This window comes from Thalassobacillus sp. C254 (genome assembly GCF_001310615.1).
Genome location: NZ_BAXQ01000010.1, coordinates 67,370 through 88,267 on the forward strand (window position 1 = coordinate 67,370; position 20,898 = coordinate 88,267).

Below are 20,898 nucleotides of genomic sequence, written 5' to 3' on the forward strand. Positions count from 1 at the left end.
ACGTAAGCATTTTTGCATTAACCTTCAGCTGAAACCGTCTGGGAGGTCTCATTATTCTGTTTGATTTCTTTATCAAAGTAATAATTCCTTTACAGGTCTGCGTCTGTTACGGCTCCTTTGGCACTTGACGAGACAAGTTTTGAATATTTACCAAGAATCCCTGTTTTGTATTTAGGTTCTAATGGTTTCCACTCTCTCATCCTCTTATCAATTTCTTCAGAAGAGATGTTAATATTGATCTCCTGTGTTTCACTGTCGATAACAATCGGATCGCCATCCTTTAATATAGCGATCGGTCCTCCGGCTTGAGCTTCTGGTGCAATATGGCCGATAACGAATCCGTGAGATCCCCCTGAAAAACGGCCGTCCGTGAGGAGGGCAACCTTCCCTCCCAATCCTTTTCCAACAATCATAGAGGTTGGTGAAAGCATTTCAGGCATTCCAGGTCCGCCTTTTGGTCCCACATTCCTAATGACCAATACATCGCCTTCTTGTATTTCATTGCTCATAATTGCTTCTGTTGCTGAAGCTTCACTGTCAAACACTTTAGCTTTTCCATCAAATCTGGTAATTTCAAGACCTGACATTTTGGCCACCGCTCCTTCAGGTGCAAGGTTCCCGCGGAGTACAACCAGGGGACCTGTTTTTTGATAGGACGGTCCAAAGGAAAGATGATGTCTTGATCTTCTTTTAGAGAAGGCGCTTCATCCAGGTTTTCAGCGAGCGTTTTTCCAGTCACTGTTAAGCAGTCTCCGTGAAGAAGTTCTTTTTCTAGTAATAGCTTCATCACTCCCGGAACACCGCCGATTTCATATAAGTCCTGCATGACATATTTTCCGCTTGGTTTCAGGTTTGCGATATGCGGCACTTTCTCTCTTATCTTTTCGAAATCCTCATAAGCAAGATCTATACCGGCTGAATGGGCAATAGCTAACAGGTGTAAGAAAGCATTCGTAGAACCGCCTAACGCCATCACTACAGTAATTGCATTTTCGAAGGCTTTTTTTGTCATGATGTCTTTAGGGTAAATATCTTTTTCAAGAAGGCGGACAACCATTTCTCCTGCCTGTCGGCATTCTGTTTCCTTATATTCATAAATTGCAGGAGTAGAAGAAGACCCTGGAATGCTCATACCAAGTGCTTCTACGGCAGCAGCCATCGTATTGGCTGTGTACATGCCGCCACATGCGCCGGCCCCTGGACAGGAGTGACATTCAACCTGATGAAGCTCTTCGTCATTAATTGTTCCTTGGTGATACTTTCCAACGGCTTCAAAGGAAGAGACAATATCAAGATCCTCTCCGTTTAATTTACCAGGCTGAATGGTACCACCGTATACGTAAACGGAAGGAATATTCATACGACCGATAGAAATAAGGCAGGCTGGAGTAGTCTTGTCACAGCCTCCAATGGCTACCACACCATCAAATCTCTCAGCCCTGTTACAGTTTCAATTGAATCGGCAATAACTTCTCTGCTCGGTAAGGAAAAATTCATGCCTTCGTGACCCATGGCAATGCCATCGGAAACAGTAATGGTATTAAAAATTAAGGGAGCACCTCCGCTTTCAGACACTCCTTCTTTTGTTTCCCGTGCAAGCTTATCAATATGTATATTACATGGTGTCACTTCACTCCAAGTGCTCGCTACTCCTATTTGAGGTTTCTTGAAATCCTCGTCTTTGAATCCAACGGCCCGAAGCATGGCTCTGTTAGGGGTCTTGTTAACACCTTCGCTGATCACTTTACTACGTATGCGGAGATCTTTTTTTTCCGACATATAATCACCCTTTCTGAATTGATTGATATCCCTGTCCCAACCATACTTGAAACAAAATTATCAGTCAATTATATAAGGCTCAAACTTTTCCACTCAGAGCCGATGAATAATATAGGTGTCAGACACAATAAGAGATATGTATTTCTTCTTTCCAGTGTTTGCACGAATATTTCCCAGCGGAGGGGTCTTACATGAAGAAGAGAATAAGACAGCTGACAGGTGGAGGATCACTTAGAAAGAAGCTAATAGCCTGTTTTTTGCTAGTTGGTCTGCTTCCTATGATTATTTCTACATATTTTGTCTATCACTCAAGTAGTGATGAAATCGTTGCTAAGGAACAAGAGTCCATGGAAAGCATCGCGGCAGGCACAGCCGATGCTATGGAACGGTGGCTTGACAGACGAATGGGAGAAATAAAATTAACAGCACAGACAGAAGCAATTGAATCACTAGATACAGAAGCCCAGCTACGTCTAATGCACCGTGTCAAAGAACAAAATGAAACCTATGAAACCGTAGTATTTACTGATCCTGAAGGAATAGTTAGGGCGCACACTACTGAGGAAAATATTGGACAATTAAATTTAGCAGACCGAGCCTACTTTCAAAATGGCATGGATGGAGAAGATACGATTTCCAGTGTGCTGGAATCCAATGCTACCGGGAACAGAATTGTGGTCGTGGCGACGCCAGTGAGAGAACAAAGCGGAGAAATTACCGGGGTGTTATCTGCTTCCGTAAACTTTGAAGAATTGATTTATCAGTTTCTTGATGAGGAGTCTTCAAATATTGGTGGACTGCCTCTTCTCATAGATGATCAGGATATCATTCAACTTTCTCCAGATGAGGAACAGATAGGGCTAGTAACCAATGAAACAGGACTAGGCCAGGAATGGCTCACTGCTTTTGAAAGCGGTAAACAAGAAACAGGGGCTACAGTATTAAGCAGAAACGGGCAAGACGTCCTTTTAGCCTATGCTCCGATTTCTTTAGCGGGTTATGGTCTATATATGGTTACGCCCATGGAAACCGTACTGGCTGTATCTTCTGACATTCTTATGCAGACAGTCATTATTATTAGCATTGCGGCTTTACTTATTATTTTCTTTGCCTGGTTTATTGCTCAAAGAATAAGCAAGCCTGTGAGAGCTGTAACAGAGGAAGTGAGAAAAGTTGCAGCTGGTGATATAAGTGGAGAAGAAATATCAGTCTCTTCTCACGATGAAATAGGTGAATTGGCGGCAAATGTAAATCATATGACAGCAAATCTCAAGAAGCTGATTAGGCAGGTAGATGAAAGTGCAGTTCTTGTAGCTGCTTCCTCAGAACAGCTTACAGCAAGTGCTGAACAATCAAGCAAATCATCAGAAGCAATAACGAATGCTATGCAAGAAGTAGCAGCAGGTTCGGAACAGCAAAACACCGGTGTTCAAGAAAGCCAGTTATCAATGGAGGAAGTTACGAAAGGGGTACAGCAGGTCGCAGAATCCTCCGCAGCTATTACTGAAAGCTCCAATACAACAATTGAAAAAGCAGAAGAAGGAGGGCAATTTGTACAGCAAACCCTGGAGAAAATGGAAACGATCAATACGTCAGTGAATGAATCTAGTTCAATAAATCAATCATTAAATAATCACTCAAAAGAGATTGAAAAGATATTGGGAGTGATTACTGATATTGCAGAACAAACTAATCTGCTAGCTTTAAACGCAGCTATAGAAGCTGCCAGGGCAGGTGAAGAAGGACGGGGATTTGCAGTAGTGGCTGAAGAAGTGAGAAAGCTGGCGGAAGGATCTCAAAAGTCTTCTAAGCAAATAGCAGTGATTATCGGGGAAATTCAGCAGGATATGGAAAGATCAATCAACTCAATGAGCAAAGTGACTAAGGATGTAGAAGAAGGGTTAGAAGTGGCTCAAGGCACAAAAGAAAAGTTTCAGGATATTATAGAAAACACGACTTTAGTGGCAGAACAAATCGAAAATCTGGCTGCCACCTCCGAAGAGATGTCCGCAGGTACTCAGCAAGTGTCTGCTTCTTTTGAAGAGATAGCGAAGGTTATTCAAGCTACGACATCAAGCACTCGTCACGTAGCTTCGTCCTCTGAAGAACAACTTGCTTCTGTTCAAGAAATAAATTCATCAGCTCAGTCATTACGTGATATGTCCCTCCGTCTTAATGAAGTGATAAAAGAATTCAAGGTAAAATAAATGACAGAGAGGTGGGATCCTATAGAATGACTGCCTTTTTATTTAACTTCATCAGATGAAAAAGTCTCTTGGGACAGCCCTCCTTCCCTTGTGAGGAGATAAAAAACCTGTTTTGGTTCCACCTTTTAAGGGAACAAAAGACAAAAACAGTTGATGAATTTTTTTGTCTACCTTAGCCTTTAATTAGTTGGAGAGATCATATGGCCATTCAAAAGAAAAGCGTGTTCCTGTTCTATCTTGCAAGCATTATTCTTATTGCAGTCAGCTATGCTGCCCATAACCCTGAAATTATCTCACCAGCAGAGGGAGTTACTTTTACATTTAGTGACTTTCTCCTCTTATTTGCAATGAAAACATTGCTTTTTGTTCTGCTCATTCTTACTTCATTTCTTGGTCTGCCATTCTTGCTTCTGCCTCTTATCATTTGGCAGATCGGTGCAGCTGGTGCTGAAAGCCCCCTGACTCCACTAAGCTACTATAGTATGTCATTTATACCGATAGCATTGAATCTTTTTGTAATGTTTATTGTATTTATGTTTACCATTTACCATGTCAGGATGCTTTTCCGGTTTTTAAAAGACCGGAGTGAAAAAGAAAACCTGAAAGGGTTATACATATCCTTTTCAAAAAGGTATCTCCCTATTATATTTATCCTCATTTTATATCTTCAATAGCAGAAGCGTTAGTCGCAAATATGCAGTATTTATAAGAAATGCCGGTTTTAAAAGCAGCCAGAAAAAAGACTGAGCATGATCGTGAAGGTATCCGATCATACGCAGTCTTTTTTCTTTTATTATTTATAGGGATTGGCGCTCAGAGGTATAAGCTAGTGCATCAGCAATACTGTAAAAGCAAAGCTGGACATCTCTTTTCCCTTCTTTTGCAGATTTAACAAGGCAGTAATGTTCATCCATTTTTTCAACAGTCAGTTGATCGTTGATTTTGTAGTTTTGCATACTTATCACCTCCATTAAGTAGTAGAAATTGAATAGAAAATAAAAGGTCTCCGAAAACAGAGGACCATCTTTCATTAAGAGAAAATCTGACCATAAACTGCATGGAATTACGCAATGGGTATAACTTCTTTACACAGGCTCTCTTCTTTATAATTTATATTAACATCATAATTAATTAAAAATCAATACTAATTTATAACTCTTATTAAAAAGTACAAATTTAAAATAAAAATTGTTAAGCTAAATAGTTCATGAACCACCAATGTAATGGGGTGTATCCATGAAAAACCTTCTTTTGGAGGACACTGAAAATGAGCAATTTCATTCAACAGAACTTTTTATAGAAAAAATATATTTTCATTCACGTTCTTTCATTCCCAATTAGAAAGAATATAAACACTTTTTCGGAGCCTCTTCTCAGTCTGTCATAAAAGACAAAACGTCTAACTTCTTAGGAAATTTCTGCACAATTTGTGAAGTGAATGTTCAAACTGCCTGGTGATAGCATGGATGGCAATACGGATAAAGGAGCTGAGGTTTTGACTTACGTGTCTACTACAAAAGAGAATAATGAAAAGGAAGAGCTGCTGGATAAGGACAGGCCCATCTTTGGCATCATATGTCTCCTCATAATGATCATCCACATGTTTTTGTAGAAGGAAAAGCCAGCTGGATTAAGGATATTGACGGAAATAATTATTTAGACGGCATGTCTGGCCTATGGTGCGTAAATATAGGGCACGGTCGTGAGGAAGTAGCCAGGGTAGCAGCGGCTCAAATGTCAAAATTAGCATTTGCTCCTTTATCGCAAAGCCATGTTCCCGCAATTGAATTATCTGCAATGCTTAATGAATGGCTGCAAGGAGATTATAAAATTTTCTTTTCTAATTCTGGTTCAGATGCAAATGAGGTAGCCTTCAAGATTGCAAGACAGTACTTTTCACAGACCGGAAAAGGAACAAAATATAAGTTTATTTCAAGGTACAGGGCGTATCATGGGAATTCGATGGGAGCAATGGGTGCTACTGGACAAGCTGAAAGGAAAGTGAAATATGAACCGGGCGGTGAAGGATTTAAGCATGCCCCTCCCCCTTATTGCTATCGTTGTCCTTTTGGGCAGGAAAAAGGTCATTGTAAGATGGAGTGCGCTCAAGCGATAGATGAGATGATCGAGTGGGAGGGAGAGGAAACTGTAGCCGGAGTCATTCTGGAGCCTGTGATTACAGGCGGGGGCGTCATCGTGCCGCCGCCAGAATATTTGAAAGAGATTCGTGAGATTTGTGATCGGAGGAATGTCCTCTTAATTGTAGACGAGGTGATTTGCGGTTTTGGGCGCTCTGGAGAAAAATTTGGCCACCAGAACTTTGGGGTGAAACCAGACATTGTGTCAATGGCAAAGGGTATGACCAGTGCTTATGCTCCATTATCTGCGACAGCTGTTTCCTCACATATCTATGAACCTTTTAAAGAGAAGGGAAAAACGAATCATTTTCGTCATGTTAATACATTTGGAGGTAACCCTGTTTCATGTGCCATTGCGTTAAAAAATTTGGAAATACTAGAAAGAGAACAACTAATCAAACAGGCAAAAGACAAGGGGAAGTATGTAACAGAGCGCCTTGCTGGCCTAACAGAGCTTTCCTTAGTAGGAGATGTTCGTACATTTGGATTAATAGCTGGAATTGAATTAGTAGAAGATAAAAAAACAAAAGTGCCTGCTTCTCCAGAGAAGGTAGCCAATGTGCTGGCAATGTGCAAGAAACAAAACATACTAATAGGGAAAAATGGAGATACCGTACCTCGCCATAATAATGTTATCACTGTTGCTCCTCCTTTTGTTACGACGAAAGAGGAACTAGATCTTATTGTAGAAACACTATATATAAGCATAAAAAATGCAAACAAGTAGAAAAAAGGCTGCCTGGTTCAGCCTTTTTTTGCTGTCTTGCACGAAGGACTGAATATTTAAATATTATCCGTTATGTTATCTGACGCTTGAAGCTGCTGAAATTAGTGAGATATTTACACTTTGTAAAGAATGCTTAGAACAATCTACACAAAATGTCACATGGAGGATGAAGTGTTTTTTTATAAAATGATCACCAAGATAGTAAGAAACAATTTCTTCCTACAAGGAGTGATTCATTTGTCAGATCAAGTGAAAATAGGGATTATTCAAGCATCTAATGAGGTGCATGGTGATGAACCGGTTGAAGTTCACAAGGAAAAGGCTATTGAAAAGCATATAGAGCTTATAAAAGAGGCTGCCGCTGGTGGAGCTCAGATTATAGGGCTGCAAGAAATTTTTTATGGACCATACTTTTGCGCTGAACAAAGTACAAAATGGTATGGAGCAGCTGAACAAATACCCGAAGGCCCTACTACTAAACGTTTTCAAGTGCTTGCCAGGGATCTTCAAGTAGTTATCATCCTGCCGATTTATGAAAGGGAAGGTATTTCCACATATTACAATACAGCAGCCGTAATTGACGCGGATGGTACTTATTTAGGAAAGTATCGAAAAAATCATATACCTCATGTAGCGGCAGACAACAGAGGACATGGTTTTTGGGAGAAGTACTACTTTAAGCCGGGAAATCTGGGCTACCCAGTCTTCGATACAGCCTACGCCAAGGTAGGAGTCTACATCTGCTATGACCGCCACTTTCCAGAAGGAGCAAGGCTTCTTGGATTGCACGGGGCTGAAGTAGTCTTCAATCCATCAGCCACTGTTGCGGGTTTATCAGAATATTTGTGGAAGCTTGAACAGCCCGCTCATGCTGTAGCTAATGGCTACTATCTGGCAGCAATTAATCGAGTGGGAACGGAAACTCCATGGGAGATGGGAGAATTCTATGGTCAGTCTTATGTCGTAGATCCCCGTGGGAATTTCTTAGCCGTGGCAAGTCGGGATCAAGATGAAGTGGTCATAGCAGAAATGGATAAGAAGAAGATCCGTGAAGTAAGGGACACGTGGCAATTTTACCGTGACCGTCGTCCTGAAACCTATGAGAGAATGACTGCGTTAATCCCTTAAGAAAAGGAGTGGAGTATATGGGAGGTCCAAACAAGAAATCATGGATTTCATTGGAGGACATTAAGAAAAACTTTATGGAAGAACGACGGGGGATGCCGGACAAAGAAGCGATTGATGAGGCAAATCGCTGCCTCTACTGCTATGATGCTCCTTGTATCACTGCCTGTCCGACGGGTATTGACATTCCTAAGTTTATCAAACGAATTTCCACAGGTGACTTGAAGGGCTCTTCTAAAACAATAATGGAAGCGAACCCAGTAGGAGCCAGCTGTGCACGGGTTTGCCCAACAGAAGAACTGTGTGAGGGAGCGTGTGTGTTAAATCACGCCTCTACCCCTATAATGATTGGTGACTTACAAAGATATGCCACAGACTGGGCAATGAAAAATGAGCAGGAGTTCTTTAAAAAAGGTGAGGCGCTGGGGAAGAGTATTGCAGTGGTAGGTGGAGGGACAGCAGGGTTGTCCGCGGCTCGTGAGCTGGCCCGTTTTGGATATGAAGTGACAATCTTTGAAGCTAAAGAGAAAGCAGGAGGATTAAATACTTATGGAATTGTATCTTTCAGACTCCCACAAAAAATTTCAGCCTGGGAGGTTGAACAGGTTGAAAAGCTTGGAGTAAAAATCAAAACAGGTGTGAAAGTTGGGAAGGATGTTTCAGCAGAAGAGCTTCAGAAGAATTATGATGCTGTCGTGCTGGCAGCTGGAATGAGTAAGGTTCCAGCTTTGGGCATTAAAGGAGAAACTAGTAAGGATGTTTATGACGCTATTGACTTTGTAGAAAAAACAAAAACTGAAGAGTTAACAAATGAGCTGTCTGGAAAACGTGTAGCTGTAATCGGGGCAGGGAACACCGCTGTAGACGCAGCAACCTGTGCTAAAAGACTTGGCGCAGAATTGGTGAAAATGGTATATAGAAGAACCGAAAAGGAAATGACAGCTTACCAGTTTGAATATGAATTTGCAAAACAGGATGGAATAGAGTTCAGCTGGCTCACTTCTCCTCTTTCTATCTTAGAAGGTCCGGAAGGGGAAGTAAAGGGACTGGAATGTATAAAGATGGAACTAGGTAAACCTGATGAGGGAGGGAGAAGGCGTCCGGTGCTATCCCAGGAACCGAATTTATAATGGAAGTTGATGTAGTCATTAAAGCTATCGGGCAAACACGACATTTGTCATTAGTAGAACAGTTTGGCCTTTCTCATGATGAGGGTGTGGTGATTGTCGATCATGAAACGATGACAACATCGAAAGAAGGTGTCTTTGCTGCGGGAGATGTGGTATTTGGGAACGGCCAGGGTGAAGCCATGGTGGTGACGGCAGCAGAGCAAGGGAAGAAGGCAGCCTACAATGTTCATAAAAAGCTGATCAATCAGTCAGTAGAGCTTTTAGGATAGTAATGATTAATAAGAAAGAATAAGGAGGAATCACAATGGCAGATTTACAGACCAATCTAGCAGGCATAAAATCTCCTAACCCTTTCTGGCTTGCCTCAGCACCGCCGACAAATAGCGGGTATCAAGTCCAAAGAGCCTTTGAAGCAGGATGGGGGGAGCTGTCTGGAAAACACTAGGCGATCCTATATTAAATGTTTCATCCCGTTTTGCAGCCACCTCTTTTAATGGACAAAGAGTTGCCGGTTTTAACAACATTGAGTTGATTACAGACCGTCCCTTGGAAGTTAATTTAAAAGAGATTGAAGAGACGAAGAAAAGGTTTCCTCATCATGCTGTAGTAGCTTCACTAATGGTTGAACCTAGGCAGGAAAAATGGCATGAAATTGTAAAAAAAGTCGAAGCTGCCGGCGTCGATGGTTTGGAATTGAATTTTGGTTGTCCTCACGGAATGGCTGAAAGAGGCATGGGGGCAGCGTCTGGCCAGGTGCCTGAACTTGTACAGCAGCAGACGGAGTGGGTAAAAGAAGTTGCAACGTCTCCTGTTATTGTCAAGCTTACTCCAAATATCACGGATATCACTTATACGGCTCAAGCAGCTGTGCAAGGCGGAGCAGATGCAGTCAGCATGATTAACACAATTAACAGTTTGGCTGGGGTTGATCTGGATTCATGGGAGACTGTACCTAATGTTGCAGGAAAGGGAGCCCACGGAGGGTATTGCGGCCCGGCAGTAAAGCCTATTGCCTTAAATATGGTCGCAGAATGTGCACGACGTTTGGATATTAATGTTCCAATATCTGGAATGGGAGGAGTTTCAAGCTGGAGAGAAGCAGTTGAGTTTATGCTTATGGGAGCTTCAAACGTTCAAGTCTGCACAGCTGCCATGCATCATGGCTTCAGAATTGTAGAAGACATGATCGATGGTCTAAGCAACTATTTAGATGATAAAGGAATAGAGTCCTTGCAGGGTATTATTGGTAAATCTGTTCCTAACTACTCAGATTGGGGTGATTTGGATTTAAACCACCGTGTTGTGGCCCGTATTAATAATGATACCTGTATTAACTGCAATAAATGTCATATCGCTTGTGAGGATACGTCCCATCAATGTATTGATATGTTGACAGACACCGAGGGCCAGCCCGTGCTAAAAGTCAGAGAAGAAGATTGTGTAGGGTGCAATCTTTGTTCCATTGTATGTCCCGTTGATGGAGCGATTGATATGGTGCAGGCACCCAGTAAAACTGGAGAAGGTTCAATGACCTGGAATGAACGCCAGACTGTGTTATCCAACATGGCTGAAATGCCTGTGAAATAAAAAGGAGGGATTAGATGTCAAAAAAATTGATAACAAATGGGACAATCGTGACAGCCAGTGAAGTGTATGAAGGTGATGTCTTGATCGAAGGAGGAAAAGTTTCAGCTATTGGAAAAAATCTTGCCAGGGAGGGAGCTGAAGTAATTGATGCCAAGAACCATTATTTGTTCCCTGGGGGCATAGATCCTCATACTCATCTTGAAATGCCTTTTGGAGGAACCGTAACAAAGGACGACTTTGAAACAGGAACGATAGCAGCTGCTTTTGGCGGAACCACCACTATTATTGATTTCTGTCTTACTGAAAAAGGAAAACCTCTAAAGGAGGCAATTGATGTCTGGCATAACAAGTCAAAAGACAAAGCAGTGGTTGACTACAGTTTTCATTTAATGATAGGGGAGATAAATGAAGAAGTTCTCAGCCAACTTCCGGAAGTAATTGAAGAAGAAGGCATCACCTCTTTTAAAGTGTTTATGGCGTATAAAGATGTGTTTCAGGCTGATGATGAAACTTTATACCAGACATTAATTGCAGCCAAAGAGTTGGGAGCTCTCGTAATGGTTCATGCCGAAAATGGTGATGTGATCCATTACTTAACGAAGAAGGCTCTTGAAGAAGGAAAGACTGATCCTATCTTTCACGCTCTGACTCGTCCTCCAGAAGCTGAAGGGGAAGCGACTGGAAGAGCTGCACAGCTTACACATATGGCTGATTCTCAGCTATATGTAGTCCATGTTTCCTGTAATGAAGCAGTAGAGAAAATTTCCGAAGCGAGAAGAAAGGGGGCCGAGGTTTATGGAGAGACATGCCCCCAATACCTGGTTCTTGATCAGTCATATATGGAAAAGCCTGATTTTGAGGGAGCGAAGTATGTATGGTCTCCTCCACTGCGGGATAAATCAAACCAAGAATTATTGTGGCGTGCTTTAAAGAATGGAGAGTTACAAACTATTGGATCAGATCAATGTTCCTTTGATTTCAAAGGGCAAAAGGATCTAGGGAGAGGGGACTTTACAAAAATCCCTAATGGCGGACCGATAATAGAAGACCGCTTTAGTCTCCTATATTCAGAAGGTGTTGCCAAAGGAAGGATTTCCCTGCAGAAGTTTGTTGAGGTTACGTCGACAAATACTGCAAGATTATTTGGGCTTGCACCGGAAAAAGGAACAATCGCTGTTGGAAGTGACGCTGATATTGTAATTTTTAATCCTGATGCTTCAAGAACTATCTCAGCAAAAACTCACCATATGGCTGTTGACTATAGTGCCTTTGAAGGAATGGAGGTAGAAGGAGAAATCGTTTCTGTATTATCGAGAGGTGATTTCATTGTTAAAAACAAAGAACTCACCGCTGTACCAGGAAGAGGAGAATTTCTTAAACGGAAAAAATTTAATACTTCAGAGAGATCAGAAGAGAGATTTACTGTCATGTAAAAAAGACCTATTTTGATGAATTCTCCCTGCTAAAAAATCCCTGCTTGCAAAGATAAATATACACAGCTTCCAGCCCGGAATGAATGCCCTTTTCATATATCTGAATATTCAGTAATAGGAGGATGAACATGAAAAAAGATAGTTATTTAAAATCTCCGGATTTGCTGCCTGTAAAGCACTCTGGAAAGAAGATAAGCACATTTGGGTTTTCGGTGATGTGGGTAGGAATGGCTGTGGTACTTGCTGCCTTTGCCATAGGGGGTGAAGGGGTAATACATTTACCGCTTGGCATGGTGCTTCTTGCTACGCTTATCGGGACGATTGCGATAGGCTTGTTTATTACAATCGTTGGTGATATTGGGATTGAACATGGACTCTCATTTCCTGTTTATATGAGAGCGCCATTCGGAACGGTTGGTACCCATCTCCCCTCTATTACCAGAGGTGTAACAGCATCTTTCTGGTTTGGGATTAACACGTTTTTTGGTTCAACTGCTATTAACGGAATATTAAACATTTTGACAGGGTTTGATAACTGGCTTCTTTGCTATGCGGTATTTGCCACGGTACAGCTTGTAAATACAGCTATTGGAATCAAAGCAGTAGAAAGATTTGCAGACTTAGCAGCTCCTGTTATTATTCTTATCTCCATATGGATGTTCTATGTGCTTGCAGGGTCAGCAACATCGCAAGGAAATAATATTTGGACATGGGTGGAAGCTCCTGTCTCAGGGACTTCTGCATTGATGGCATTTATCGTGGTTATTTTTGCTAACATGGGTTTTTGGGCGACTCTGGGAGCAGATATCCCCTCAATTTCCAGATTCATTAAGGCTCCAAAGAATGAAAGAAGCTGGCTGAAAAGAAACAAAGGTACGCTTGTGGGCAGTGTGGTTGTGCTTCCAATCATTCAAACATTCATTGTCAGCATCGGTGCAGTAGCTTACATTTCACTAGGGGTGTTTGACCCCGTAGAAGCTTTGCAGCAGACAGCAACTGGGGCAGCGCTGGCGGTGTTACTTCTTATGATAGTCTTTTCTCAGTGGTCAACAAACACATCAGCAAATGTAATTCCTGCTGCAACAATTTTTTCAAACGTAGGCGGCCCTAAAGTTCCGTTTTATGTTGGTGTATTCATGGCTGGGGTGGTAGGGACTGTTGTACAGCCCTGGAACCTATTTAATATTCTTGTCCCATTTCTTTTAATTATTGGAGGCATTCTCTCGGCGATAGTAGGGATTTTAATCGTAGACTACTATGTTATTCGCAAACGTCGGGTAAATGTCCCTGATTTATATAAAAGTGAGGGCCAATACGCTTATTACAAAGGAATTAATGCAGCTGGTTTTATTGCATGGACTATCGGCGGAATCAGTGCCTATCTATTCATGGATTTCTCCTTTATTGTCGGTTTGGTTGCTGGAGGCACAAGCTATTATATTCTGGCAAAATACTGGTGGTTTAAGAAGTATAATCAAGCTGAACTAGAAGATGAAAATGATGAGAAGTACCTTGGTATCACTGTGGGAAGAGACTGGGTGATTGAAGAAGAAGCGGTGGGAGCAGAAGATCATGAAGGGGCCGACGAAGAAGTTGCCGGCACGGGGACGATATAAAAGTTCAGCTTTATAGATTAGTGTCTTGGCAGTAAATCCTTAAAATCAAAGAGACAGACAGGAGGAATAGGATGAGAGAACATGAGGAATACATGGAAGAAAAAAATGAAATCGATAGACTGCTCGAAGAAGGGTATACAATTTCAGGAGTGATAGAAAACCTCGAAGGAGCTTTTGTGAACTTTACAAAAGATACAGAGATGGTACAGCTTCACATTCAAAATTCAGATGCCAGGAAGTACTTTTCCTTTGTACTGATGAAACAAAAAGAACAATTTAATAGGTAAAGAGGCTGGGACAAATCAGCCTTACTAAATATAAAAAGGTACCGATTATCTTCCTATGATGATAATCGGTACCTTTTTATATTAATCATAGACGAGTGGTGATATGCCGGTCGGTATATGTGTCCACGTTCATCACCATCACTGGCCCTCATTATTTAGTGTTTCTCTTTTGTTACTTATTATTGAGGTTGAATGAACCGAAACGGTATTCATACGCGTAAAGAGCCATCTCTAATGAGAGACGTTTTGGATTTTCTAATATATCATGACCTAGGAGTTCTTCAATTTTCTCCAACCGGTTATATAGGGTTTGACGAACAATAAAAAGAGATGAGGCTGTTTCTTGTTTTGCACCAAGGCAGGATAGATAGGTTTGGAGTGTCTGTAGAAGAACTCTTGATTTATCGGAACTTTCAAAAAGAAGAGGCCCTAAATATTCATTTATAAAGTCATCCAGTTCTCCCCTTTCATCCATTTGAAGAATGCTGCGATAAATATGAAGGTTTTCATAAAAAGGGATGTTCATAGGGCCGATCTTTTGTTGAATTCGAAGTGTTTCTTTTGCGGTGCAAAAGCTTTTTTGTATGTCCCTACTCGATGTAACAAATTTACCAAAGGCAAGCTGCTCATACATTTTTGCTTGGCCTTCTTGCTCTGTTTTTTGAAGCTTTTTGTAGCATTCATAGACTCGCTGAGGAAAAGAAACTGTTGGATTTCCAGCCGTATTAATGAGGACATACACGATGAAATTTTGAAGAATAGCAGGAATAAATAATATCTTCTTTGCTTCAAAATATGCTCTGGCTACCATTGACTTTTGGATGAAATAAGATTCAAAGCTTTGCTGGTTCACTTGGATGGAAGTCTTATCAATCACACATATGGAGCCTTCCGTGAAAGAAACACCAGGATGCAATTCCATTAGTTTCGTGGTCAGCTCTTCCTCGTCATGGGCACCCTGAAGCCAATCATGAACCCATGCCTCTTCCTCATATCTTTTTCTCTCTTCTATATAAACAGTGCGCATGACTTCTTGAGCTGCTGCCGTGGCACAGCGATCAGCTGCCAGTTCATTAAATTCTGTTATTTTCTTACCAGGTGAGTAAAAAATCAGATCAGCGAAATGGTGTCCTAAAATAGTAACGGGTTTACACAAACTAGAACATGCTGGAAGAGATGACTGTTTATTTATCCATTCATTTATAAAATTTTGTTGTTGTTTAGTTGAAAGTGGAGGAAAAAAATAACTGTCTCCCTGGATAGGCACAAAGAAAACATGAAGTGATGTTAAACGATGAAACTCCTTTAATAGGGCGAAAAGTCCTTTTCCATTTAAAAGACATTCATTAAGTGCAGTAGAAACATTTTCAATTTCTTTAAGCATGTAATGATAATGATTAATGAAAAAGCTGTGAAGATCCTGTGTAATATCTATATACCTTACTTCCTCATGAAAAAGAATTAAAGGAAAATCATGCTCCTTTGCTAGATTAATCATACTCTCGGGCAGTGAAGAAGTATATGTTCCAAGCTCGATACATAACCCTGAGGCATTGCTTTCAATTAGCTGCTGCAAAAACGTATAAGAAAGCGTCTCGTCATCATGCCATCCTATACCGGTGGTAAGTATAAGTTCGTTTCCGTTAAGAAGTTCTTTTACTTGCGTAACCTCCATGATATGAACCCAGGAAACAGGACGAGTAAGGGATTTGTCGTTTCCTATAAGAGACACATGTTGAAAAAGGGGACGGGTTAAAATATCACGAATTGTAATTTGGGTTACGGGCCGAAGTAATTCTGTATTAGTACTCATAAATTCCTCCTTTAAACGATTATGTTCACCAGGCAGAAATTGTACAGGTTGTCTACTAAGTTACATTAATTGGATAATCCTTTTGTTTTAGTGTATAGAACAATTATTTGAATAACAGGCGGGTTGTAATGTATTCTTACAAAAAAATTCAAGTTTTAGTAAGCGACAAGTTGTCTATATTTAGGGATGAAATTATAAAAGGCTACTGAAGAGAAAAAACAGAAAAAAGTCGAAATCAAATGATTTAAAAGTAATCTTGGATCGGGTAAAATGAATGGGAAATTAATAGATGGAGTGTGAATCTTTGAAAAAACTTTTTACTATTTTTCTTGTTTCTAAGTGTTCCTTCCGCTGTGTATTTATATTATGAAGCCGCCGCAGGAGATGAGGAAGCAATCGTCCGAGTGGAGGGCCATGAGCTGTCTGTGCATCAAAGCCCTCTTATTACTGAGGAAACAGTATTTCTTCCTGTTAAAGATATAGCAGAGGAAGCAGGTTATGAAATTGATTGGCTTCCCGTTAATGAAGAGATAGTCATATACAATGGTGAAAGAGAAATTTCCTTTCGTGTGGGTGCAAATACGGCAAGAGTGAATGAAGAAAACGCAGATCTTCCATCTACTTATGTCAGTGAAGAAGGAAGCGTTATGGCAGAAATAGCTTTTTTTGAAGAAATACTCAAACTGGAAACCGTGTGGGATAGTAGCAGCCTTACTGCTGATCTCTATCTACCAAGAGAGATGAAAGTAAACGGGGTAATAGAATCAGCAGAACAATATTTGGACACTCCTTATGAATTTGGGGCTTCTCCTCATACAGTCGATTATTTTGATTGTTCCTCTTTTACTCAGAGAGTGTATAAAGAGAATGGTATATCCCTCCCTCGCGTTTCTAGAAACCAAATTACAGCGGGAGACCAAGTTAACAAAAGTGAAATAAAAAAAGGAGACTTGGTTTTTTTGATACAGAAGAAGATGATACTATTAATCATGTAGCAATATATATCGATTCAGAAACCTTACTCCATGCTACCGATACGAACGGGGTTGATTATACTCCTTACACCGACTACTGGAAGGATAGTTACGCTGGAGCAGCAAGAGTCATAAATTAGAGAATTGTCCTGAAAAAAGGAACCCGGATATTAGTGCAGCCCCCCGTATTTGTTGGGGTTTTTTTTGTGGTGAAGAAGAGCGCCAGTCCCAACAGTTTAAGAGTCAGCTTCCTTTGGTTTGAGTGAAACTTTTTGAGAAAAAGGTTGAAAAACAGGAGAAAATAGTGTTTCTTGAAAAATCACAAAAATAAGTGCAAACTATTAAGAAATGTGAATTCTGAAATACAGTAAGAAACTGAGTACATAAAGAGGTCCAAGGGAGGCAGCGAGATATGAATTTTGATGAGGTTTTTGAAAGAAAACAAACAAATTCAATGAAATGGGACTTATTAAAGGAACGATATCAATCAGAAGATTTATGGCCAATGTGGGTGGCTGACATGGACTTTCAAGCTCCACCACCAGTATTAGATGCGATGAGACAGGTGGTGGACCACGGAATTTTTGGTTACCATGCACGGCCTGATTCCTTGCGTGAAGTAACAGCTGGGTGGCTGAAGAAAAGGTTCAAGTGGGAAGTTCAAAAAGAGGATTTTGTTTTTACGCCAGGAGTAGTCCCGGCGATCAGTCATCTGATTAAGACATTTACCGCTAAAGGAGATCAAGTAATCATCCAAACACCTGTTTATTATCCTTTTTATTCATTAATCAAAAATAGTGAGAGGACTCTTGTAAAAAACCCTCTAAAAGAAACTGATGATGGATTTGTCATGGATCTTGATGACCTGGAAGAAAAAATGAAGGCAGGGGCAAGGATGCTCCTTTTATGCAGTCCACACAATCCAATTGGACGTGTATGGAAAAAAGAAGAGCTAAGAAAAGTTGGGGAATTAGCCGAAAAATACAACGTGCTTGTTGTATCAGATGAAATTCATGCTGATTTAATATTAAAAGGAGAACATGTGCCCTTTGCTAAGGTTAATAACGATTTAGATGTTTCAGTCATTACTTGTATGGCCCCGAGTAAAACGTTTAATTTGGCTGCCCTGCAGCTGTCTTACGTAATATTTCAGGATAGTGAAGAAAGAACGTTATATGAAAAACATTTAAGTAATGAATTTGTCGGCATTGATAACCCGTTTGCTACTGTTGCTGCTGAAGCCGCCTACCTTCATGGAGAACCATGGCTTGAAGCACTTCTTGAATACATTAAGGGCAATGTGGAATTAGTTAAGCAAGATATTGAAACAAATATGCCGAAGATAAAAGTAGTTGAGCCGGAAGGTACTTATTTAATCTGGCTGGACTTTAGAGAGTTTGGTATGTCCGGATTGGAGCTCCAGGAGTGGCTTAGAAAAGAAGGGAACCTTGCTTTGAGTGACGGGCACATTTTTGGCCCGGAAGGCAGTGGTTTTGCCCGCATGAATCTAGCATGTCCAAAGTCTCATGTCGAGGAGGGTCTTCGTCGACTTAATCAAGCCTATAACTCATATAAAGTAAAATAAACAGGAATTTAGCAGGAATATTATTTTTCTCCCCGAAATAGAAGGCGTATAGGCTTGGGACAGAGAGAACCTGGAGAAAGTTTGTTGTAAAGGGGCTTATAGGATGGAGAAGGAAGTACTGCAGGATTTTTTAATACAACAATGCAAAATAGAATTAAAACGGGACTTAACAACAGGTGAAAAAGAGTTTTTGCAGTGGGTGGTCACTAGAAAAGATGCAGGGGACAAAAAGCAGGCATCATTAAGGCTTTGTTAAACAAATAGTAAGAAAAGGCGGGCTGCAGAGAGAGCCTGCCTTTTTTTAATTATGGTACAATTAAAGAAAAGATACGGTCGTTTAGGAGTGATGGAATGAAGACGTTTCGGCTTGTAGCTATGCAATTGGTACTTTCTGAAGAGGACAAAATTATTCAAGAAGCTCTTCCATTGCAGGATGGATTAATCATAAATCGTGAAGAGAAAAACAGCCTTTGGTTAATTGAAGCAGTGATCCCCAAAGAGAAACAAGAATTATTTGAGAAATGGAAAGAAACTCAGGAAAAGTTTGTGGTAGAAGTAACGATAACTGACGAGAGAAACGACCCCGCCACAATGACTGCTCAGGTAAGGGATGTTATTACTTTATCCAATTCTATAAGTGTTTTATTTGATGGGAAAATGGCAGTACAAAAAGATGATGTCTTTAATGTCATTCTTGAAGGCCTCATTGAAGACGGTTTTTCTGGAGAAAAGCTTTTAGAGGAGTTCAAGAACAGAAAAGAAGACCAAGGCTCATGGTCTCACAGAGTTGCGGAAAACTTATACAAAGAAGTAAAAGGAGAAAGAAGCGAGGATTCCCGCTCCTAATATCAAATCCCCTTTACTCCATCATGTCGAGAAAATGAGGAGTGACAAATCCTTCAATAAGTGCTGCAATAATAATAAGTGGAACGACCACCCCAAAGTAAGTTTTAAAAGCCTGACCGATCCTGAGTGTCAACTCAATGGAATCCCTGTTCGGGGAAAAGATTTTCTTGGCAATACTCAGGCTAATATATATTCCTGCTGCACTGCATAAAACAAGCCGATCATTTCAATTATTCCATGAGGAAGGATCCCCAAAGCGAATACAGATAGAGGGTTTTCCCCAGCTGCTTGTGTAAAGGCTAACACAACGCTAACGGATAAGCCGGTAATGACAGGGCTGAGAGCTGGCAGGAAAAGGACGGGAATAAATCCAAGGATTAAAACGAAGAAAGAAACTTGAAGATTATTTAAAACGATGACCCAAAACAAAGTTGAATGTTCTGCGTCTGGACCCGCTCCCATATTTTCAAATTGCGCTCCCAATTGTTCCATGGCTGCATGAACGATTGGAGGATTACTTATCAGAAAGATATAGCCTCCGGCAGCGATAGCTAACGTAAGAATAAAGACGATGAGAAAAGGGAGTTTATAAATATCTTTAGCTTTCTCCCATTCTTTTTGATAAAACTCTTTCATCGTGAATAACTCCTTTAACAACTCCTTTGCTGAGCACACATACAGGATTAATGAACTGTTCAGCAGGGAAAGAGTAATACTGAAAATCTTGTTCCCTCGTCCTATAAAAAGCAAACATAACCAGTGAAAAAAGCTTGTTGTATTACGTTACTGTTTAAGTGAATAATCAGGAATGGTATGATGATAAACAAAGTAACGGAATTTTATTTTGGTGCAAGAGATGAGGCAGGTACAATGAATTTTTTTACTTTCCATGATTATTACAACAATCAAGTTAAACTAGCCTTTTCTTCCAATCCCTTTTCAGAGCAGCCAGGCCATGTTTGGGTGATTTGTGTGTTTAAGGATCAATGGCTTCTTACTCATCATCCTAGAAGAGGTCTCGAGTTTCCTGGTGGAAAGGTTGAAGCTGGAGAAACGCCTCAAGAAGCTGCCAAACGTGAAGTGTGGGAGGAAACAGGAGGAGAAGTGAACACCATAGAATACATTGGTCAATATGAGGTAAAAGGAAAAGCTGATACCGTGGTCAAAAATATTTATTTTGCCACCATTGAAGACTTAATTGAAAAAGCTGATTACATGGAAACAAAAGGACCAGTTATACTAGAAAACCTTCCCAGAGACCGGAAGAGCCTTTCAAATTATAGCTTTATTATGAAAGATGAAGTACTTACGCATTCTTTGCAATTTTTGTCTGATAATGGATTGCTTCCTGCCTCACAACAAAGAGACCTTCCTAGCTAATGAACTCCACCCCCATTGTTAGACACATCATCTAACAATGGGGGTTTTTTATGGCTGAATGTAAAGTAGAAGGGAAGTTACAAGCTGTTGCTCGTACTTGAATAGAAACGATAATGAGAAAGTATCGTATCTATCGGCTCCATCCGTTAAGAGGGCAGTCATCGTTTTTGTCTTCTCCTGAAAACGGTTGACAGGATGCCATTTACCTCTTTCTCTTAAAAAAAGCCTTTTTCAATTGCTGCATAAAGGGGAGTATAGAAAATAGGACAAA

At 40.6% G+C, this 20,898-nt stretch carries 12 protein-coding genes and 6 pseudogenes; 14 read left to right on the forward strand and 4 right to left on the reverse strand.

Annotation, left to right across the window (positions count from 1 at the left end):
- Positions 1 to 89: 89 nt before the first annotated feature.
- Positions 90 to 1,779 (reverse strand): annotated as a pseudogene (gene ilvD, locus JCM19033_RS11150) (dihydroxy-acid dehydratase).
- Between the two features lie 191 nt (positions 1,780 to 1,970).
- On the opposite strand from ilvD, the gene JCM19033_RS11155 reads away from it, so the two are divergent.
- Together JCM19033_RS11155 and JCM19033_RS11160 are read left to right on the forward strand one after the other, a co-directional pair.
- Positions 1,971 to 3,986: a methyl-accepting chemotaxis protein gene (locus JCM19033_RS11155; RefSeq protein WP_054636363.1), complete on the forward strand. Its 2,016-nt coding sequence runs from the start codon at positions 1,971 to 1,973 to the stop codon at positions 3,984 to 3,986.
- 200 nt (positions 3,987 to 4,186) lie between these two features.
- Entirely contained in the window at positions 4,187 to 4,660 is a 474-nt protein-coding gene (locus tag JCM19033_RS11160; protein ID WP_054636364.1) for a hypothetical protein, read from the forward strand.
- 123 nt (positions 4,661 to 4,783) lie between these two features.
- Here the strand turns inward: JCM19033_RS11160 and JCM19033_RS23430 are convergent, their stop codons facing one another.
- On the reverse strand, positions 4,784 to 4,942 hold the full coding sequence (locus tag JCM19033_RS23430; RefSeq protein WP_157049843.1) for a hypothetical protein: 159 nt from the start codon (positions 4,940 to 4,942) through the stop codon (positions 4,784 to 4,786).
- Between the two features lie 548 nt (positions 4,943 to 5,490).
- On the opposite strand from JCM19033_RS23430, the pseudogene JCM19033_RS11165 reads away from it, so the two are divergent.
- The 7 genes and pseudogenes from JCM19033_RS11165 (at position 5,491) to JCM19033_RS11195 (ending at position 14,029) form a co-directional block, all read left to right on the forward strand.
- Positions 5,491 to 6,851: pseudogene (locus JCM19033_RS11165) on the forward strand (aminotransferase).
- A 237-nt stretch (positions 6,852 to 7,088) separates the two neighbouring features.
- Positions 7,089 to 7,979, forward strand: a complete 891-nt coding sequence (locus tag JCM19033_RS11170; protein ID WP_054636365.1) for a nitrilase-related carbon-nitrogen hydrolase — start codon at positions 7,089 to 7,091, stop codon at positions 7,977 to 7,979.
- A 17-nt stretch (positions 7,980 to 7,996) separates the two neighbouring features.
- A pseudogene (locus tag JCM19033_RS11175) lies at positions 7,997 to 9,375 on the forward strand (NAD(P)-dependent oxidoreductase).
- A 35-nt stretch (positions 9,376 to 9,410) separates the two neighbouring features.
- Positions 9,411 to 10,693: pseudogene (gene preA / locus JCM19033_RS11180) on the forward strand (NAD-dependent dihydropyrimidine dehydrogenase subunit PreA).
- A gap of 14 nt (positions 10,694 to 10,707) precedes the next feature.
- On the forward strand, positions 10,708 to 12,126 hold the full coding sequence (gene hydA, locus JCM19033_RS11185) for a dihydropyrimidinase (RefSeq protein WP_054636366.1): 1,419 nt from the start codon (positions 10,708 to 10,710) through the stop codon (positions 12,124 to 12,126).
- A 128-nt stretch (positions 12,127 to 12,254) separates the two neighbouring features.
- Positions 12,255 to 13,742 carry an NCS1 family transporter gene (locus JCM19033_RS11190; RefSeq protein ID WP_054636367.1) on the forward strand — a complete coding sequence of 496 codons (1,488 nt, stop codon included), beginning with the start codon at positions 12,255 to 12,257 and terminating at the stop codon, positions 13,740 to 13,742.
- A 71-nt stretch (positions 13,743 to 13,813) separates the two neighbouring features.
- Positions 13,814 to 14,029, forward strand: coding sequence for a hypothetical protein (locus JCM19033_RS11195; RefSeq protein ID WP_054636368.1), 216 nt, complete (start codon positions 13,814 to 13,816; stop codon positions 14,027 to 14,029).
- 172 nt (positions 14,030 to 14,201) lie between these two features.
- Here the strand turns inward: JCM19033_RS11195 and JCM19033_RS11200 are convergent, their stop codons facing one another.
- Positions 14,202 to 15,842, reverse strand: coding sequence for a PucR family transcriptional regulator (locus tag JCM19033_RS11200; protein ID WP_054636369.1), 1,641 nt, complete (start codon positions 15,840 to 15,842; stop codon positions 14,202 to 14,204).
- Positions 15,843 to 16,246: 404 nt separating this feature from the next.
- On the opposite strand from JCM19033_RS11200, the pseudogene JCM19033_RS11205 reads away from it, so the two are divergent.
- The 4 genes and pseudogenes from JCM19033_RS11205 (at position 16,247) to JCM19033_RS11215 (ending at position 19,247) form a co-directional block, all read left to right on the forward strand.
- Positions 16,247 to 16,956 (forward strand): annotated as a pseudogene (locus tag JCM19033_RS11205) (NlpC/P60 family protein).
- Positions 16,957 to 17,228: 272 nt separating this feature from the next.
- Positions 17,229 to 18,401: a MalY/PatB family protein gene (locus JCM19033_RS11210; protein ID WP_054636371.1), complete on the forward strand. Its 1,173-nt coding sequence runs from the start codon at positions 17,229 to 17,231 to the stop codon at positions 18,399 to 18,401.
- 103 nt (positions 18,402 to 18,504) lie between these two features.
- Positions 18,505 to 18,657, forward strand: coding sequence for a hypothetical protein (locus tag JCM19033_RS23435; protein WP_157049844.1), 153 nt, complete (start codon positions 18,505 to 18,507; stop codon positions 18,655 to 18,657).
- Between the two features lie 95 nt (positions 18,658 to 18,752).
- Entirely contained in the window at positions 18,753 to 19,247 is a 495-nt protein-coding gene (locus JCM19033_RS11215) for a YwpF family protein (RefSeq protein WP_054636372.1), read from the forward strand.
- A 13-nt stretch (positions 19,248 to 19,260) separates the two neighbouring features.
- Here the strand turns inward: JCM19033_RS11215 and JCM19033_RS11220 are convergent.
- Positions 19,261 to 19,883 (reverse strand): annotated as a pseudogene (locus JCM19033_RS11220) (stage II sporulation protein M).
- A 234-nt stretch (positions 19,884 to 20,117) separates the two neighbouring features.
- On the opposite strand from JCM19033_RS11220, the gene ytkD reads away from it, so the two are divergent.
- Positions 20,118 to 20,627 (forward strand): RNA deprotection pyrophosphohydrolase, encoded by a 510-nt coding sequence (gene ytkD, locus JCM19033_RS11225; RefSeq protein ID WP_054636400.1) that lies wholly within the window; start codon positions 20,118 to 20,120, stop codon positions 20,625 to 20,627.
- Positions 20,628 to 20,898 lie beyond the last annotated feature (271 nt).

What these genes read in the sequence shown, in the direction of transcription:
- JCM19033_RS11210 (WP_054636371.1), top strand. Translation starts at nt 17,229, where the DNA reads ATGAATTTTGATGAGGTTTTTGAAAGAAAACAAACAAATTCAATGAAA.
- JCM19033_RS11215 (WP_054636372.1), top strand. Translation starts at nt 18,753, where the DNA reads ATGAAGACGTTTCGGCTTGTAGCTATGCAATTGGTACTTTCTGAAGAG.
- JCM19033_RS23430 (WP_157049843.1), bottom strand. Translation starts at nt 4,942, where the DNA reads ATGCAAAACTACAAAATCAACGATCAACTGACTGTTGAAAAAATGGAT.
- hydA (WP_054636366.1), top strand. Translation starts at nt 10,708, where the DNA reads ATGTCAAAAAAATTGATAACAAATGGGACAATCGTGACAGCCAGTGAA.
- JCM19033_RS11160 (WP_054636364.1), top strand. Translation starts at nt 4,187, where the DNA reads ATGGCCATTCAAAAGAAAAGCGTGTTCCTGTTCTATCTTGCAAGCATT.
- ytkD (WP_054636400.1), top strand. Translation starts at nt 20,118, where the DNA reads ATGAATTTTTTTACTTTCCATGATTATTACAACAATCAAGTTAAACTA.
- JCM19033_RS11195 (WP_054636368.1), top strand. Translation starts at nt 13,814, where the DNA reads ATGAGAGAACATGAGGAATACATGGAAGAAAAAAATGAAATCGATAGA.
- JCM19033_RS11190 (WP_054636367.1), top strand. Translation starts at nt 12,255, where the DNA reads ATGAAAAAAGATAGTTATTTAAAATCTCCGGATTTGCTGCCTGTAAAG.
- JCM19033_RS11155 (WP_054636363.1), top strand. Translation starts at nt 1,971, where the DNA reads ATGAAGAAGAGAATAAGACAGCTGACAGGTGGAGGATCACTTAGAAAG.
- JCM19033_RS23435 (WP_157049844.1), top strand. Translation starts at nt 18,505, where the DNA reads ATGGAGAAGGAAGTACTGCAGGATTTTTTAATACAACAATGCAAAATA.
- JCM19033_RS11200 (WP_054636369.1), bottom strand. Translation starts at nt 15,842, where the DNA reads ATGAGTACTAATACAGAATTACTTCGGCCCGTAACCCAAATTACAATT.